The organism is Bacillus benzoevorans, assembly GCF_014207535.1.
Lineage (GTDB): Bacteria > Bacillota > Bacilli > Bacillales > Cytobacillaceae > Bacillus_BD > Bacillus_BD benzoevorans.
Genome location: NZ_JACHGK010000014.1, coordinates 1 through 17,130, shown reverse-complemented (window position 1 = coordinate 17,130; position 17,130 = coordinate 1). Strand labels below are relative to the sequence as shown.

Annotated in this window: 15 protein-coding genes and 1 rRNA gene; 8 read left to right on the top strand and 8 right to left on the bottom strand. The window is 42.8% G+C overall.

Annotated elements, in window-relative coordinates:
- Positions 1–137: 137 nt before the first annotated feature.
- The 3 genes from HNR53_RS17110 (at position 138) to HNR53_RS17100 (ending at position 7,532) form a co-directional block, all read left to right on the top strand.
- Positions 138–1,472, top strand: coding sequence for an RNA-guided endonuclease InsQ/TnpB family protein (locus tag HNR53_RS17110; RefSeq protein ID WP_184528250.1), 1,335 nt, complete (start codon positions 138–140; stop codon positions 1,470–1,472).
- A gap of 236 nt (positions 1,473–1,708) precedes the next feature.
- Entirely contained in the window at positions 1,709–6,202 is a 4,494-nt protein-coding gene (locus HNR53_RS17105; RefSeq protein WP_184528248.1) for a lamin tail domain-containing metallophosphoesterase family protein, read from the top strand.
- A gap of 184 nt (positions 6,203–6,386) precedes the next feature.
- The gene (locus HNR53_RS17100) at positions 6,387–7,532 is read left to right on the top strand and encodes an amidohydrolase (RefSeq protein ID WP_184528246.1); all 1,146 of its coding nucleotides are present in this window, start codon (positions 6,387–6,389) and stop codon (positions 7,530–7,532) included.
- A 31-nt stretch (positions 7,533–7,563) separates the two neighbouring features.
- Here the strand turns inward: HNR53_RS17100 and spx are convergent, their stop codons facing one another.
- Entirely contained in the window at positions 7,564–7,953 is a 390-nt protein-coding gene (gene spx, locus HNR53_RS17095; RefSeq protein WP_184528244.1) for a transcriptional regulator Spx, read from the bottom strand.
- Between the two features lie 114 nt (positions 7,954–8,067).
- On the bottom strand, positions 8,068–8,655 hold the full coding sequence (locus HNR53_RS23705; RefSeq protein ID WP_377802004.1) for a methyl-accepting chemotaxis protein: 588 nt from the start codon (positions 8,653–8,655) through the stop codon (positions 8,068–8,070).
- Between the two features lie 718 nt (positions 8,656–9,373).
- Here HNR53_RS23705 and HNR53_RS17085 point away from each other — a divergent pair.
- Positions 9,374–10,231, top strand: a complete 858-nt coding sequence (locus HNR53_RS17085; protein WP_184528240.1) for a cation diffusion facilitator family transporter — start codon at positions 9,374–9,376, stop codon at positions 10,229–10,231.
- A 250-nt stretch (positions 10,232–10,481) separates the two neighbouring features.
- Positions 10,482–11,708 carry an SGNH/GDSL hydrolase family protein gene (locus tag HNR53_RS17080; RefSeq protein WP_184528238.1) on the top strand — a complete coding sequence of 409 codons (1,227 nt, stop codon included), beginning with the start codon at positions 10,482–10,484 and terminating at the stop codon, positions 11,706–11,708.
- 247 nt (positions 11,709–11,955) lie between these two features.
- Here the strand turns inward: HNR53_RS17080 and HNR53_RS17075 are convergent, their stop codons facing one another.
- The 6 genes from HNR53_RS17075 to HNR53_RS17050 form a co-directional block, all read right to left on the bottom strand.
- Positions 11,956–12,102, bottom strand: coding sequence for a hypothetical protein (locus tag HNR53_RS17075; RefSeq protein WP_184528236.1), 147 nt, complete (start codon positions 12,100–12,102; stop codon positions 11,956–11,958).
- Between the two features lie 345 nt (positions 12,103–12,447).
- Positions 12,448–13,020, bottom strand: coding sequence for a hypothetical protein (locus tag HNR53_RS17070; protein WP_184528234.1), 573 nt, complete (start codon positions 13,018–13,020; stop codon positions 12,448–12,450).
- 260 nt (positions 13,021–13,280) lie between these two features.
- Positions 13,281–13,418, bottom strand: a complete 138-nt coding sequence (locus HNR53_RS17065) for a YvrJ family protein (RefSeq protein WP_184528232.1) — start codon at positions 13,416–13,418, stop codon at positions 13,281–13,283.
- 206 nt (positions 13,419–13,624) lie between these two features.
- Positions 13,625–13,843 carry a DUF2922 domain-containing protein gene (locus HNR53_RS17060; RefSeq protein WP_184528230.1) on the bottom strand — a complete coding sequence of 73 codons (219 nt, stop codon included), beginning with the start codon at positions 13,841–13,843 and terminating at the stop codon, positions 13,625–13,627.
- A gap of 104 nt (positions 13,844–13,947) precedes the next feature.
- Positions 13,948–14,163 carry a DUF1659 domain-containing protein gene (locus tag HNR53_RS17055; RefSeq protein WP_184528228.1) on the bottom strand — a complete coding sequence of 72 codons (216 nt, stop codon included), beginning with the start codon at positions 14,161–14,163 and terminating at the stop codon, positions 13,948–13,950.
- Positions 14,164–14,427: 264 nt separating this feature from the next.
- Positions 14,428–14,784, bottom strand: a complete 357-nt coding sequence (locus HNR53_RS17050) for a hypothetical protein (RefSeq protein ID WP_184528226.1) — start codon at positions 14,782–14,784, stop codon at positions 14,428–14,430.
- Between the two features lie 579 nt (positions 14,785–15,363).
- Between HNR53_RS17050 and HNR53_RS23270 the strand changes: the two genes are divergently transcribed.
- From HNR53_RS23270 to HNR53_RS17035, 3 genes are all read left to right on the top strand, one after another.
- Positions 15,364–15,675, top strand: coding sequence for an aspartyl-phosphate phosphatase Spo0E family protein (locus HNR53_RS23270; RefSeq protein WP_246439646.1), 312 nt, complete (start codon positions 15,364–15,366; stop codon positions 15,673–15,675).
- Positions 15,676–16,070: 395 nt separating this feature from the next.
- Entirely contained in the window at positions 16,071–16,448 is a 378-nt protein-coding gene (locus HNR53_RS17040; protein WP_184528224.1) for a hypothetical protein, read from the top strand.
- A gap of 608 nt (positions 16,449–17,056) precedes the next feature.
- A 16S ribosomal RNA gene (locus HNR53_RS17035) occupies positions 17,057–17,130 on the top strand; the annotation flags it as partial.

The following is a 17,130-nucleotide window of genomic DNA, read 5'->3' as shown; positions in this document are numbered from 1 at the left end:
TAGTGAGGTCAAATCAGGCGTGTCTTCAGACACGTTAATGATTTGATTTTTTTATTATTGAAAAAATGCCATTTTAACAGGAACGTACATTCTGGTACAATAAAAGAATAGTATAAAAGTACGAAAGGAGGTACGAGATGTTCGTCACCCATTCTTTTCAAATACCTTATGAAAAAGACTTATACAACGAATTAAGAATAATGCAAAGAGAGGCTGCTTCTGTATGGAATGATATTGTTCGAGAAGCGAACTCCTATTATTTCACCACTAAAAAATGGCTCAGCAAAGCAGAGATTCAATCTGTCCGAAAACAAACATATAACCTCCATTCTCAAACTGTCCAAGCAATTGCGGATAAATATACAGCCAATCGGGAGACCATCCGCAAACTACGTCTAACAGATAAAAAAGCTAAGTATCCGTGGAGAAAAAAGTACTATTATTGCATTCCGTTGAAAAAGGCGTCTATGGAAATATCAGATGGAATCATCAAAGTCAAAAAGGCAGAGTATGGTTCTGCTTTGGTTGATTTATTGACTAAAAAGAAAAAGAAGGGCTGGAATGAAAAGTTCCCGAAGAAAAATGACTATATTCCAGTTCCGAATTTATTAACCGAGGATTTGACGAAATGCAACTATGCAGAAATCGTTTGGAGAAACGGAGCGTATTGGTTTGCTTATTCAGTAGAAGTCCCTGAAAAAGATATATCTTCCTATGAATTCAAAGTAGCTGGCGCTGATCTAGGTGAAATTCACGCAGTTTCTGTTGCCACGGAAGACAAATCTCTATTGGTATCAGGAAGATCTATGAGGAGTATTTCGCAATATCGAGCTAAAACATTGGCAGAATTGAGTAGATTAATGTCTCGCTGTAAAAAGGGATCACGGCAATGGAGAAAATATAATAAAGCTAGGGGACGTATTCGTCAAAAGAGTAAAAACCAACTCGAAGAGTTGGAACACAAAACAACAAAAGAGGCAGTCTTATTTTTAGAAGAAGAGAAAGTCACTCACTTCGTGATTGGCAATGTGTCAGGCATTGAAAAGAACACAAAAAAGGATGAGAAAAAGAAAAAGAAGAACAATAAAGTAAGAAGACAACAATTGTCACTTTGGAACCAGGGGAAAATTAAAGAAAAGTTAATTTATAAAGCTAAGTTGAGAGGGATCGAAGTAGAAGAAACAGAGGAAAGTTATACTTCTCAAGTCTGCCCATTTTGTGGTGGGAGACACCGAGCTAATGGTCGAAACTTCATATGTTCTGTTCACAAAACAGAAATTCATCGTGATGTAAATGGGGCCCAAAATATTGTCAGGAAACTCTATCCGATGGAAGTAAAACCGATGGAATCGATTGTTTATAAACAGCCTGTTTGGTATAAACATCATCTGACGGATGAGAGAAGACAAGAAACTAAACATCCTAAGGATAAGCCTAAAAAGGCAAAAAGTATCGCCGAAAGGACGGCGTAGTTGGCACAGACCTTGCCCTCTTGAAAGACTGTTTTTCTCTCAAGGGTTGTTCGCCCAAGTCTCGCCTCTGCATCTTTCTCTTGAAAGTATGTAAGTGGGATGTTTGCGAAAAAGAACCCCACTGCTTCAGCTGTGGGAGTGGTCAGCCTATATTAATAAGTTATTAACAAATACTATAATAAGTGTAAAATAAAATGGTGAAATTTGATATTGATTGTCATTAACAGGAGGATACCATGAACAACAGGAAAAGGAAAACGGGATTATGGTTATCATCTATCATTATATTGATCTTTTTACTATCCCAATTTGCGCCGCCGTCAACCTTCCTGATGAAAGCGGAGGAAGGCAGCCAAAGCGGAGCCCCGGTCAAAACAGCGGAAGAATCGTCTGCTGATGCATTCACAAACACCGTTCTCGCGGATGATGAGAAACCCGCAGCTAATGGGCAGGAGGATTTCAATGCCTATCCGCCGCTCTTGATTACCGAGATGGCGCCAAATTCCGCTGGACGCGATGACTATGAATATTTTGAAGTATACAATAACACGACGCAAACACTGGTGCTGAATAACTACTCCTTTTATTACCAGGATCTCGAAGGGCGCCACCGCGAAAAGGCACTGACCGTTCCTCGGAAAAAGGTGATTCTGCCGCAGCAGCTTGTCATCTTCTGGTACAACCCCTCCGGAAAAAGGAAGGCTGATTTTAATGCAAAGTTCGGCACCAATATACCTGAAGATCAGATCATTGAAGTCAAAGGCTTTTCCGGTTTTTCGAACAAAGGATACCGTGGAGCAGCCGTAAAGGATAAAGCAGGTGAGACAATCGTTTCAGCGCGCTACCTGCCAAAGGAAACGAACAACGCCGGCAAGGTCGTGCAATACAGCTATCCAAGGTCGACGACCGTCATGAATAAAATGGCCGTGCTTGCCAACCCGACCCCGGGGAGCATTGATATGAAACAGGTACCGGTAACCCCGGTTAATCCGGAAGAAATTGCCGGGGATATTAACCCGCCAATCATCAAGCATCAGCCGGTCGAGTACAGCGAAGCCTACACGGACATTGTCCTCGAAGCAAATGTGAAGGACGACCAGTCTGTGCCATATGCGACCCTTTACTATAAGAAAGAAGGCGGCGAAGCATTTACCGCTTTATCGATGACGATGACGGCGGAAAAGCCTGGTCATTTTTCGGCGAAAATTCCACGTCGTGCCGTCGAAGCGAATTTAATCTATTACATCGAAGCCTCTGATGGGAAAAATTACAACAAGACGGATGAAATCAAAATCCAAGTGGCGAAACCGAAAGTAAATTTCAATAAGCTGCCGCCCCTCCTGATTACCGAGTTGGTGCCGGATTCAACGAATGTCGGGGACGAAGACGGGTTTGAGTTCATTGAACTCTACAATAACACCAACGCCCCGCTGAAGTTTAAGGATTATCAAATCCAATACCGCTACGGTTCCAACCCGGAAACCGACGTCATGTGGGAGGCGGTGCCGGATGATATGATCATCCCGGCGCAAGGAACGATTGTATTTTGGATGATGAATGAACAAAACGCCGGCAAAACCGTCACGGATTTTAACAAGCACTACCGGACGCATCTGGCGGAGAATCGGGACATCATCAAAATTTATTCACCTGGCATGGCGAATAGCAGCCATAGAGGCATTGTCGCCGCCACTAACACCGATATCGTAAGCTCAGTTGCCTATTATAATGAAGGATCAGGAGCAGATGACACCCATCCTAATAAAGGGATCATCTATCAATATCCAATTGACGGCACCCGGATCATGAAAAAAATAAGCGCGGGGAAAAAAAGGGCCACTCCGGGAAAGGTGGAAGCGTCCCAGGTCCCGGCGAAACCTGTTGAGGTTCCCGACGACAACACACCGCCAAGTGTGGAAAATGTAACGGCGCAAACGGAGATGCAGCAGACAGAGGATTTGACCCTGAAAGCCGCAGCAAAGGACAATTTGATCGTCAAAACGGTTGCTCTTTTTTACAAAAATAATCAAGAACAGCATTACAAAAAGGTTCTCCTGCAGCAGGATGATCATGACCGGCAGTATCATTTCACGATCTATGCGCCCGATCTCATTGGGAAAAAGGCGCTTGAATACTACTATGTTGTTTCCGATGGGACCAATGAAGTGCGCAGTGAAACATACAGCGTGAAAGTGAGGGGAGGCCGCAGTGATGCCCGTTTACGGCTCAATGTGGAAAATGGTGCGATCCTTTCCGGTGAAAAGGTGCTGAAGACCGCATCCGATGATGCCGCTCCGGAACAGATACAGCTCTTCATCAATGATCAGAAGCCGGTTGGAAACACATTCCGCTCCCTGGAAAGTGAAAGCTATCTTGCGTTGGAGGTCAGCGGCGTGAATCTCTTTTTTCAAAACGGTGTCACGATGGGGGACGAAATCCTTCGTATATTCGACGATTGGATTCCGCAGTGGAAGACGATTACCGTGCCGGTTGAGCCGGAGAAGCTGAAGGCCGGGGGCAATATTTTTACCTTCCGTTCCGGGGATAAGGCGACTCCGTTTCCGCGGGATAACGGCGAGAACCGCGATGACTATAATCTGAGAAATGTCCGTTTGATTTTGGATGACGGAACGGTGATCAGAGATGCCCATTACAGTGATGATACAAAAATCATGACGATGAAGGATTCCAATGCTGCCGTTGATTTCAATTTCATGATCCCGGAGGAAAAAATGCTCGCGAAATCGTTTCGCTGGGATACAACGAAGGCGGCAGACGGCGAATACACGATTCGTGCCGAGGACCCTGGCAACGGAAAGACAACAGTGAAAGTGAAGGTCGATAACACCCCCCCTGTGATTGAAACCAATATGGTAACAGGGAGGCAGTACAAGGGTGCCTTTACCATTGAGGCGGGTGCTTCGGATCAAATTGCCGGTATCGAATCAGCAGAGGTCAAACTGGATGGTAAAGTGATTGAAGTGCCGTACAAAACCTCGTCCGCCCTGCTGTCGCCGGGGAGCCATGAGCTGTTGATAGCTGCTGTCGACAAAGCCGGGAATAAAATAGAGAAGAAGGTTCCTTTCACAGTTGTCGATGAGATGCCGAAAAAGCCCGAGTGGGTGGCGCCGGACGACCGTTCCGCCGCTGAGAACAATAGTGGGCTGTTAAAAGTAAAGGTAAGCGACCCGACGAATGATGAGATGAAGGTTTCTTTTTACAAAGGTTTCCAGTATCAGCCGTCTGACGTGAGTTCGATGAAGGTTTATAAAAACGCTGCGGACACAGAGCCGCCGAAGCTGCCGGTGCAGCCGGGAGAAATGGACGTGCTGGATGAGGAAATCAAGAAAATTTCTGTCTCGGATGACGACTATCTTGTGACCGATTCAGATACACAATTCCCATATCATCGCTTTGATGTCACGGTGGACAGCTCGGTAGATGAGTCGGATATCGTGGAATTGTTGTGGGAGGGACATTCACTGTCTGGCCGGAAGGTGTCCATGTACGCGTGGAGCCAGAAGAAGAATCAATGGATCATGCTTGATTTTAAAATAGCCGGGGAGAAAGATTTTACCCTGAAGGGAAATGCAGCGGTTGCGGAGTTTGTGAAGGATAGCAAAATCAATGTCCTCGTGCAGGATGAAATTCCTGTCTCACCGGAGCAATATGATTATACCTTTGTCTGGATGTCCGACACTCAGTATTATTCTGAGAGCTATCCCTATATCTATGACCGGATGACGAAGTGGATTGTTGAAAATCAGGACGCTTTAAAAATTAAATATGTCTTCCATACCGGTGACCTGGTCGATGAAAGCGATAAGGACTACCAGTGGAACAACGCCAGCACCTTTATGAGAACGCTGGATGATGCGAATATTCCGAATGGGGTGCTTGCCGGCAACCACGATGTCGACCATAAAACATCGGATTATACGAACTTTACCCGCTGCTTTGGCGAAGCGCGTTATAAGGACCGGCCGTATTACGGCGGTTCCTACAAAAATAACCGCGGTCATTATGATTTAATTTCGGCCGGCGGCAATGATTATATCATCGTCTATATGGGCTGGGGCATTGATGAAGAGGCGATTGTCTGGATCAATCGCGTGCTCGCCGGCCACCCGGACCGTAAAGCAATTTTGTGTTTCCATGAATACCTGCAGGCTTCCGGCACAAGGCATCCGATGGGTGACAAGCTATACAATGAAGTGGTTCTGCCGAACAAAAACGTGTTTGCTGTCCTGTCAGGGCATTATCATGAGGCGCAAACTTTGATCGATAAGATTGATGATAACGGCGACGGAGAGCCGGACCGTACGGTGTACCAAATGCTGATGGATTATCAGGGCGGACCTGAAGGCGGACTGGGCTATATGAGGCTGCTTCACTTTGACCAGGGGGGGAGCCGCATCATTGTCAACACCTACTCGCCGTATATGAATGACTACAATTATTATAATACTGAAAAATACGGGGCAAAAGACGAATTAGTCATCAACCTGAACCTTGAAGCCCGGCAAAAACGCATCGCCACCGACAGCTTCAAAGTCAATATCTACACCGATACGCTCATTGAACAAAAGGATAATATCCAAAGCGGACAAACGGCCGAAGCCCAATGGCGTGGTCTGGAACCAAACCAAACCTACTACTGGTATGTCACAGCCGAAGACAACTACACCGGCAAAACGATATCAGATATTTGGAGCTTCGGGACCAAATAAAATCAAATCGAGGCGTCACAGTGACGCCTCGATTTTTTCTTGATTTCAATGCTCCTGTGATAATACTAAAACTAGGATCCCAATCTTCAACAAGCCCGATTTGCGACTTTCCATGTCTAATCGTGGTACAATATTCGAAAACCAGAGGGACGAAGCGGAGTTATATAAAGGATGGGTGAATGATATGTTTCAAGTTTCAGATGAGCTTTTGCAGGAGTTAACAGAGAAACGCCGCTATTTGCATGAACACCCAGAGCTGGGCTTTGAGGAAGTTCATACAACGGAGATGCTGAAAAGCTGGCTTGCGGAAAAAGGAATCCCTGTGCTTCCATTCGCATTAAAGACAGGTGTGGTGGCGGAAATTAAGGGGAATCAGGAAGGACCGACCATCGCACTGCGGGCGGATATCGATGCCTTGCCGATTAAAGAAGAAACAGAGGTTTCTTTTCAATCAAAAAAAGAAGGCTGCATGCATGCGTGCGGACATGATTTTCATACGGTATCCATTCTTGGGGCGGCGATTCTGTTACATGAACAGAAGGAGCAGCTGAAGGGAAATGTAAGAATTATTTTTCAACCGGCGGAAGAGATTGCCCAAGGGGCGAAACATCTCGTGGAAAATGGCGTTCTCGAAGGAGTGCAGGCGATTTTCGGCATGCACAATAAACCGGACTTGCCCGTTGGGACGATCGGGGTTAAATCAGAAGGTCTGATGGCAAGTGTTGATAAGTTTGATATTACCTTTCATGGAGTCGGCGGTCATGCGGGGATTCCGCATAATGCGATAGACCCGATTGTCATGGCGAGTCAGTATGTGACCGCGGTTCAGTCGATTGTCTCGAGAAGAATGGACTTGTTTCATAACGCTGTTGTCAGCATCACGAGTATTCATGGCGGGAATACATGGAATGTCATTCCGGACAAAGTGGTGCTCCAGGGAACCGTGCGTACTTTCCAAGAGGAGGCACGCGAGGTCATTCCGGGTCTGATGAAGCAAATGGCAGAATCGACAGCACAAGGCTATGGCGGTACCGCCCAATTTCATTGGGATGCCTATATGCCGGTGGTCTATAATGACGCCGCTTTTGAAAAAATCATCCGCACAACAGCAGAGGAGATTGGGTACATGGCCGTTGATGCAGAGCCAAGTGCAGCCGGCGAGGACTTCGCATTTTACCAAAAATTTACCCCGGGCTTCTTTGTCTGGATGGGTGTCGACGGTCCGCGCGAATGGCATCACCCAAAATTTGACCTTAAAGAAGAAGCGATAAAAGTTGCGGCAGAATTTTTCGCTGCACTGGCACTAAACGTACTAGAACAGCAACAGTAAAATATTGGGCGTCACGGTGACGCCCGGAAATCTAGGCTTGAATCATCTCGGCGGGATTGTACTCCCGCCTTTTCCTTGGCAAAAAGCGCACGATTTCATCTTTGTTATAGCCGACCTGGAGGCGTTTTTCATCGAGAATGATCGGCTTTTTCAATAGACACGGGTGTTGATTGATTAAATCATATAAAGCGCTCAGAGATAGTTGATTTAGATTAATATCTAATTGGCGAATCGTTACTGAACGTGTGGAGATGATTTCATCCGTCCCTTCTTCCGTCATCTGCAAAATCCGCAATAGTTCTTCTTTTGTTAACGGATGGGTATAGAGATTGTGTTCTTTAATAGGAATCTCGTGGTCCTCAAACCATTTTTTCGCTTTTCTGCAGGAAACGCATCTTGGTGTATAATACAGTGTTACCATAGAACATCCGTCCTTTATTAAAGTGTATGTATAATGAAAAATGAAAGCAAAGAACCTGGCGGACAAGTCTGCCGAGTATATCATGCCCCTTACATGTTCACCACATCATGTCCATCACGGCCGCAGCTCCAATATCCACTGACTGCCGTTTTCCAATTTTTCATCCACAACGCTGGCATCCTTAATGTGCTGTAAAATCATGTTGTTCGCTTCCTCGAAATTAACCGCGGTGTTATGTATTTCGCTCATCGCTTCATTCGCTAAATTCTTTTGCTCCTGAATCGTGCCGATCACCTCCTGAACCTCCCGCTGTACTTGATGCACCACATCTAAAATATGGTCAATTTTCCCCGAAGTGTCTGTGCTGACCTTCACACCTTCCTCCATCAGTCCGGCACCAGCCTTTGCCGCCTGAATAGAATTGTGGATATCCCGCTGAATGCTTTGCGTCAGAAGGCTGATCGTACTTGTACTCTGAGCGGTGCTTTCCGCCAGCTTGCGCACCTCTTCGGCAACAACCGCAAAACCCCTGCCATGCTCACCGGCTCTTGCCGCTTCAATGGATGCATTGAGCGCGAGCAGATTGGTTTGATCAGCGATATCTTTTATCACCTTCACGATAAGCTCGATTTCATGCGAACGGTCATTCAACCCATTCATTTGTTGGGATGTTTCATGAAGCTGGTCCCCGAGCTGTCCCATCAGCCCGGCGACGGTTTGAACGGACTTTTTTCCTTCATCGGAAACTGCTACCATGTCTTCCATCGAGGCAAGTAATGCCTGACCTTGTTTATGTAAAACAACCGATTTATCGGAAGACAATTGGCTCAGAGAATGGACAGAATCAAAACGCGCCTTAATTTTTTCTACCAAATTTCCGAGGAGATGATGCTGACCGTTCACTAATTCATGCTGCTGAATCGTCGCGGTTAAATCATGATAAAACCGATCTATAAAAGCATTGAGCTTTTCTTCATCCTGTCTTGATTTCTTCTCCGCCTCACATAATCGGCTCTTTAACTCTTCATTTTCCAGCCTTAACTGTTTATATTTTTTGAAAAACATCGCAAAAACTTCCTCTCATCACGGTGACGACCCGAATTCTGCCGGATCTGTCGATTACCTCTAGCTTACCGAATTAAAAATTATTTTCATTGATTTAGATCATAGTTTGCTATTTTTCTGAGACCTTGCTGATAGGTGTACCATAAGGGCTCCTATTTTTTACAAAAAATAAAATAATAATTATTCTAATTAATAATGTTTATCAATTGCTTAAAGTATACGTTTTCATCTAATTGATGATATTTCTCATTCTCAATTAGAAAATATTTTTCTCAATTATGACTTGTGTTTCTCGGAAAAATGGAGTAGTATGTAATACATAAACAAGGTTTCTAACATACGGACGGTGAAAACTATGAATTCTAATGAAGAATATACAAATAAAAATAGAAACAAACAATTACTAATGTGGGCGGCTGGATTAACGATTATATTTGCGGTCATTGAAGTCGTTTATGGATATATTTCTGGTTCGTTAATGATTATCGGGGACGGAATCCACATGGCTTCCGATTCCGCATCGCTGATTCTTTCTTTAATTGCAACGATTATGGCAGCCAAAGCGATAACGAAAAACAGAACATTCGGCTACAAGCGTTTTGAGCCAATCGCGGCTTTTATCAATGGGTTATCGCTGATTATTATTCCGCTTTATCTGATTTATGAGGCAGTGAACCGCATGATTACTCCGGTTGAAATAAGACCTGCGGAAATGGCTGTTGTCGGGATGATTGGTCTTATCATTAATGCAGTTGTGGGTTTTATTTTATCAAAAGGAAATTCAAACATTAACATGAGAAGCGCATTACTTCACGTGTTTGCAGATATGATTACAAGCTTAAGTGCTGTCGTGATTGCGCTGGCGATAATGTTCTTTGATATGGTATGGCTTGACCCCATTGGCAGTCTTGTTACTTCTCTGATTATCATCCATGGCGGGATAAAGATCACAAAAGAATCATTCAATATCCTGATGGAGGGAACACCGGAAGGCTACTCTGTAGACTGCATCCGGAAAAACATTCAGAATCTGCACCACGAATTAACGATTAAAGATGTAAAGGTATGGGGTGTGAATGAAGAAGAAGTGTACACACTCATCCGGGTAAACTCTCCAACCAACAGCATCAAAAACATGCAGGAACGAATTAAAGACATTGTTTCACACTCAACTAAAATCCCATCTGAAAACATTTATGTCGATGTAAACTAATATATCGGGGCGTTACGGCAGCGCCTCGATTATATAAAAGAAAGAAAAGGGCACAATCAAGCATCATAACCGCTTGTTGTGCCTTTTTAATTTGGGATTAGAACTGGATATTTAGAATAATCGTTAGATAAATTTCGGGGCGCCCAAGTGGACAGGAAATTTCGTGGATAATTGACATTTTTTTCTTTATTTATGATACTATTTACGATAGAAAAGGGGATTTGTATTTTTACATAATAAGGGGTGCGTTATGGGCAAGAAGATTGCTTTTTTGCTTTTTGTTGTGTTCTCAATAGTGATTGTATTGATTGGGAACAAATATTATCAGGATAAAATTAACAGCCAGACAGAATCGGCCCAGGCAGCATTGGAAAAGCAGCAAAAAATAGCAGATAGAGAAAAAAAGAAAGAAGCAGAGGAAAAAGGACCGTGGATGGATAAAAACTGGTACGCGATTGGCGATAGTATTACAGCAGATAATCAATACCAATCGATTGTGAAACAGGAGCTTGGCTTCCAAACCGTGCGAACGGACGCTATAGCCGGCCAATCGATTAAGACCATGGCGGACTATGTAACGCCGGAGGCCCTGAAAGGTATGAATCTCATCACGCTATTTGGCGGTACGAACGATTTTGGTCATAATAGCCTGCTCGGGACTATTGCTGATGATCAAAATACTCCGACATTTTACGGTGAATTGAAAATGGTAACGGAGAAAATTATCGCGGCAAAAGAGAAGGATGCGGTTATCGTATTCCTAACCCCGCTGAAGCGCGGCGTGTTTGATACAGAGCCATTATACACGGAGCCGAATGCAAGTGGAAATACGCTGGAGGATTATGTCAATGCGATAAGAGAAGTCGCAGAGCTTTACGGCATCCCTTTGATTGACTTATACGAAAAGAGCGGGTTTAATGAGGAAACCTTTGCCAAGTGGACGGTTGATAATCTCCATCCGAACGACATCGGTTATGGAAAAATATCCAAGGTGATGATCCAGGAGTTAAAGACTATTAAACCGGGTACTGGCGGAGCATACGTGCCGGTAAAACCAAATAATGAAGTGAAAAATGAAGCGGAAATAAAAGCAAAAGAGGAGCCGGACACTGAGACGAAAAAGGAACCGGAAAGTAAAGCAAACAGCGCAGCGAATAAGGTGAAAACGGAAGAGAAGAGTCAGAAGAAAACGGAAACTAAGCCTGTACCAAAACCAACACCAAAGCCAACACCGAAACCGGCGCCAGCACCTGAACCAACACCAGAGCCAGCACCAGCGCCTAAGCCGGAGCCAAAGCCAGAGCCAGCACCTGTACCGGAGCCAAAACCAGCTCCAACACCAGAGCCAACACCAGAACCAGAGCCGGCACCGGAACCAACACCAGAACCAACACCTCCGGTAACAGTGCCAGAACCTGAACCTGCTCCTCCGGTTTCAGTACCAGACCCTGTCCCAGCGCCAGAACCGGCCGTATAAACAGCTGGCAGGATAAATAATGAAGTAATCGCGAAATCAATCATAAGCATATAGAAAAAGCAAGGGATCCATGCCCTTGCTTTTTTCATTTTGAAGCACGGGGATGTGGGTACCCGTGCTTCGTTTTACCCCGGGAATTGAACCGTAGGGACGATTCTCGTGCTTCTTAGATGGAGGAGGAAGCCTGGGATGGAGTTCCGGCTTCTATTCATTGGAGGCGGCGAAGCACAAGAACCGTCACCGCGCCTCATTTAGATAAGGAATCCTTATTTTGTTCCTCTGCACAGTCGTAACAGACTATTTCCTTATCATCGGTATGCAGACCATTAAAGAAACCGTCCAGGCAGTACAGGTTTTTACCACAAATATAACAGGTTCCAACAAGCTCTTGCATAACGAGTTCCTCCTGATTTTACAATTTTTCACAAAAAAATCTGCGTTTTAAGTACTTATTGCATTGGAATCAAACAAGTCCCATTGGTTCGATTTCCTTTTTCACTATGTAAAAGACCATATAAAACAAACTGCACGGAGAATGCCGCAGCTTATTAAAAAAAGAAGTAACCCCGCTGCTTTAACCACAGACTGCAGGGAAGCTACTTCTTCAAGGTAGGACATGGGGACAGTTCTCGTATCTCATACCGCAAATGGGAATGAGACACGAGAACCGCCTCTCATTCTGACCTGGTTAGTCTAAAGTTTCTATAATCAACCAGGTCAGAATGAATGCGAGCGGATCTTATTTGAAAAAAGCTAGAGAAGCTTTGATGTTCGCTTCATAGATTTCAATGAAAGTATTAGTAGCCGCAATGATTTCTTTTTTGAAATCTTCGCGAATTTTTTGTTGCTGTGCAACACTTTCACGAGCGAATTGTTGGAATTGATCTTGTGCTTGGTTTAATAGATTTAAACCTTCTTTGTAAGGTGCTTCAACGATTTGCTGGATTTTGTTATTTACTTCCACAAATTGAGCAATTCCTTGTTCTACAGGCTTGCTTGCTTGAGGACCAAATACGTTTTGGATGTTTAATACAGCAAGTTCTTGAAGTTTTTCATATAATTTCTTTTGTTCTTCGTTGATTTGTGTAAAATCCCCAGTAAGTTTCTCCCAAGTTTCTCTTTGGCTTTCTAAAGCGTCTAGTAAAATATTTTCAGACTCGCTGTAAGCATCGAAGATTCTATCTAAGTTGTTTGCCCAGTTGTTTGGGAATGTTTCAATAAATGAAACCACTTCCTCTTGAATTTGCGCAGCTGCAGTTTTTGGAGCAGCAGCAGTTTCTTCACGTTTTTTAGTAACGGTTGATTGTGCCAATGTAAATGCCTCCTTGAAAAAATAGTAGTTTAAAAATGTTCCATATATGTAATTTACACCTAAGTGTATATAAAAGTAAATAGAAAATATTAAATTTACTAAAAATTTAACCATTAGTTACAGAATTACCTCGATAATTGCCGAATGATTGCGGTTATGCTGCTGCATAAATTGGTAAGGCTGAAGGCTTTTTCAGAGAAATGACAGGACGTCTTACGGCTCAAACCTTCAAAAGTGCAAACCATAAGACGTCATAAGGCTTATAGTTTGATTCTCTCCGGCAGGCTTTGGATGGATTGGATGACCATATCAAGCTTTACTTCCATCCGGTAGAGCAGGTAGAGAGAAACGGCAATCGGAAAGCCAACCTCGCTGATGAATGGGATGATTTGATCCATTGTAACCACCTCTTTCCTGAATAAAATGGAGTGCGTGAAGCTGCAATAACAGGCTGCTTCTAGGAGGAAGCAGCCTGTTTGTCATGCTCATAATCAATACACTGGTGAAGACATGAGTTTATCGCTAACCGTCAATGGGGGGTGAAATCAGGCTAAAACCGCGACGTCCTGTGTGTCGGGAAACCCCCGCTGATGGAAGTTTCACCTTATACGAGTTCGTAGTCTGTTACATTATGCTCGACAAGACGAGCTTCAGCGGCGCTGACGAAATCACCATTGGTTCCGCTAAATACATTTGCCGCAATAATTTGATCCATCACCTGCTTCACTAAAAGCGGATCAATCGGCTCCTTTGGGCTGTCTACTGTCAGCTTAGAAATTTTTCCACTGGTATTGGTAAAAAGAAGTTCTATTGTTTTTGCCATTAAAATCATCCTTTCATTTTTTAATCAGCTTTGGAATCGGGTTAAAGCGCATTTCTCCTGAACCGCTTGGGTCCTAAGTGATGCTGCCATTCTTCCGTTTTCGATTAGATTAAATCAGAAACATCATTACGCTTCACGCTGCTAAGCGAGTAGTTGGTTAAAGATGCCAGTGCCTGAGCCACTTGATACAGCTGGTCTGCCGTAGCGGCCTCTTTCACATTAGGGTAGGACTTCAACTTGTAAAGCGGATTTCCCTCGCCGTCCATCCCAATCTCATAATTAATCATTAACCTTGAACTTGACATAATTGCTGTTGCCATTTAACATCCTCTCCTTTCACTCTTTATATACAGAGCAGGAGGGAAATCACCCTCTATGAATTGATTGAAAAGTAAATGGAAACCTGCTTATGAATCGAGGATGAATTAAAAAAAGTTAAAAGGCGAGCCATCATAGTATTGGCTCGCCTTTTACAATCTTCTTAAAAGAACCGTCTCTCCAGTGCCGCGCTTCATGCGGCGTACAATATGGGGACTGGAATGCTGTGTTTAGTCTTATTCGACATTTTGCAGGTACTAGTGACCTTAGAAATCCTGGGTCATGGACTGTTGTTTTAGTATGGAATTGATACAATTATGGGATGATTTTTTCTCTGTGAAATAGGATTTAAGTTCTTCTACTACTTCTGGAACGGGGTGTAGGGATGCGTTGGATATCGCTGCGTGAACATTGATGAGAAGTGATTTATATAGATTCAAATCTTCATGCCCGTCGCCGCATACACATTTTCCCTTTTTTAGATGCTTTTTCAGCATTGCATAGGATTGGCCTAACTCAAATCTTACTAATCCCAGCGTTTCATACGACCACGGTTCGTTCAGTAGATAGGATAAAGCGTTAATGGCATGTTCATGTGCTTTCCTACCTTCATTAATTGGCATAATATTCCTCCCTAGATATAGTATTTTTATAATAGATAACTTGGTAGTTATCCTTAGTAGAGTTATTATAGCACAAAAAGTCCGAATTGAAAGAAAATTTTAAAAAATTTTTTGGTCATTTTCTAAAAAAATTTCAATCATGTAAAATAGGAGAAATAAAGAGAGCAATGGGGATTTTATTCACATTTAAAAGGGAGTGCTGAATTTTGAACGAGACCGTCTTCGTTATATTGAAAAGAGCCGTTTGGGGTGCGGACTGCTCCTGATAGGATAGCGCTTGAAAGTATACTGACCTCTGTCTATAAAAGTAAGACAATTCTGTGAAGTTTTTATTGGAGATTCATACATGCCTATGCTATAATACTTGTATCTGCTAGTTTATGATTATAATTTTTAGAATATTAAGAAAATAGAAAGATGCAGTTAAAGGAGTTTCTGGATTTAAAGGACATATCTGGGGATATTTATATATAAAAAAGATTGTGAAGTATCATGCAAGGTCGTTTGAGATTCTGCCATGCAAAGTATGGCAACTCATCTGAAGGACTGCAAATTTATGGATGAAGGAGGAAAGAAGTTATGAAGGTTGTAGAATTATTTGACATGAACCAAGATAGTATGAACAATTTGCAGACATCTTGGCTGAGTTATTTTGTCTCATTCTTTACATACTGGTTTCATATGAGTCCTCTGGCTATGGGTCTTGTGGATGGAGATGAACTGGAATTAGAGTACAAGATAAACCAATTGAAAAAAGAGTTGATTCAGATTGCAAAAGAAACTGGTTTAAACAGTCCCGACACAATCTACTGCAGCCAGCAATTGGACCAGTTGATCACACTCTATCAAAAAGGAAAGTACGGCGACGGTTCGCTTTCATCTCTGCAGTAAGGCTATGAGGGGTCTCATAAAACCAGAATGGATTAAGTAATATCATAGAATAAGCGGTTTAATCAGTCCTGCAAAAGTAAAGCAGACATGATTGACCGCTTTTTGTTTTGTTATTCGGCAAGCCATGGCACGTACATTAGATTAGCATACGAAATTGGTGTAACCGGCTCATTCCGTTTTCTTCTATTATAAAACCTTTCTATTTGAAAGGTGTGATAAAAATCACCTGACTTCAAAAAAAAGGATGGGATTTGGATGAAACCTGAAATTATTCTCCCTTTACAATTCATACTAATTTCACAAATTATCACAATTATCTGTGATATAATTCAGGTATTATAACAGCCTTTTAAAATGCAGGCTGTTATAAAACTGAATACTGGGGAGGGGTAAACATGCCAAGGAGAAAGAGCAGAGGAGGATACGATGAAGGCAGAGAAGCGCATGATCATGCGTTGAACGCCTTATCCTTTCTGCTGAATGAACCGTGGTCATATGAAGTGCTCGGATTAGTAAGATATGAATTAGGGCAGGCCTACTTTATGCTTAAAAGACATATGAAGTCAGAAACGTGTATATGCGGACACGAGTCGGAAGATATTGAACTGTTTAAGACCCTATTGATTCTAGTTAATTCATCCATTGCCAATGCATCCTTACGCCCCATACCCGTAGTTGTTGAAGAACTTAAAAGGTATTTCTCCTCTAAGAAGTGTACTCACCATTGTATTAGTTTTATCCTAACCAAACATGCTCTGACATACGATGTTTAAATAAAAGTAAATAAACACTGCCGGCACGCTCAATAATTGAAAATACATTTCTATTAGCAGCGCAAAGGTATTCTCGGGCATCACTTTAATTCAGCGGCAAAAGTTGATGCCGGAGGGACTTCTCTGTGGGCTCGAAAAAAGAGCAAGTTCCTATTGAAATCTAGTAGGGATGATGATATTATTAATTTCCGTTTTCTTTTTGTAAACGAAAAGGAGCGGTCACTTACTCTTTTCTTTGTTAAAAGAGAGTAAAAATTTTGCAGAAAAAACTTCAAAAAAGAAGTTGACTTCTGTGAAGGTGTCGAGTATACTAAATTATGTCGCTGAGATGAAAGTTAAGTAAAAAATATTTTCATAATAGTTGACTTCGATGAAGAAAAATGATAATATTCAATAAGTCGTTGAATCTAAATCGACCTTTTGTTCTTTGAAAACTAAACAAAGCAGAAACGTCAACGTAAGTTTTATTTTTGTAACAAAACATGAGCAAATCAAACACTTTATCGCGATTAACGATCAGTAATATCCTTCGGATAAACTGCTCGTAAATGCCCGATCGATTCGACTAATAATTGTGAGGAAAACCATCTCACAATTAAAGTCTCATCTTATTGGAGAGTTTGATCCTGGCTCAGGACGAACGCTGGCGGCGTGCCTAATACATGCAAGTCGAGCGGACTTT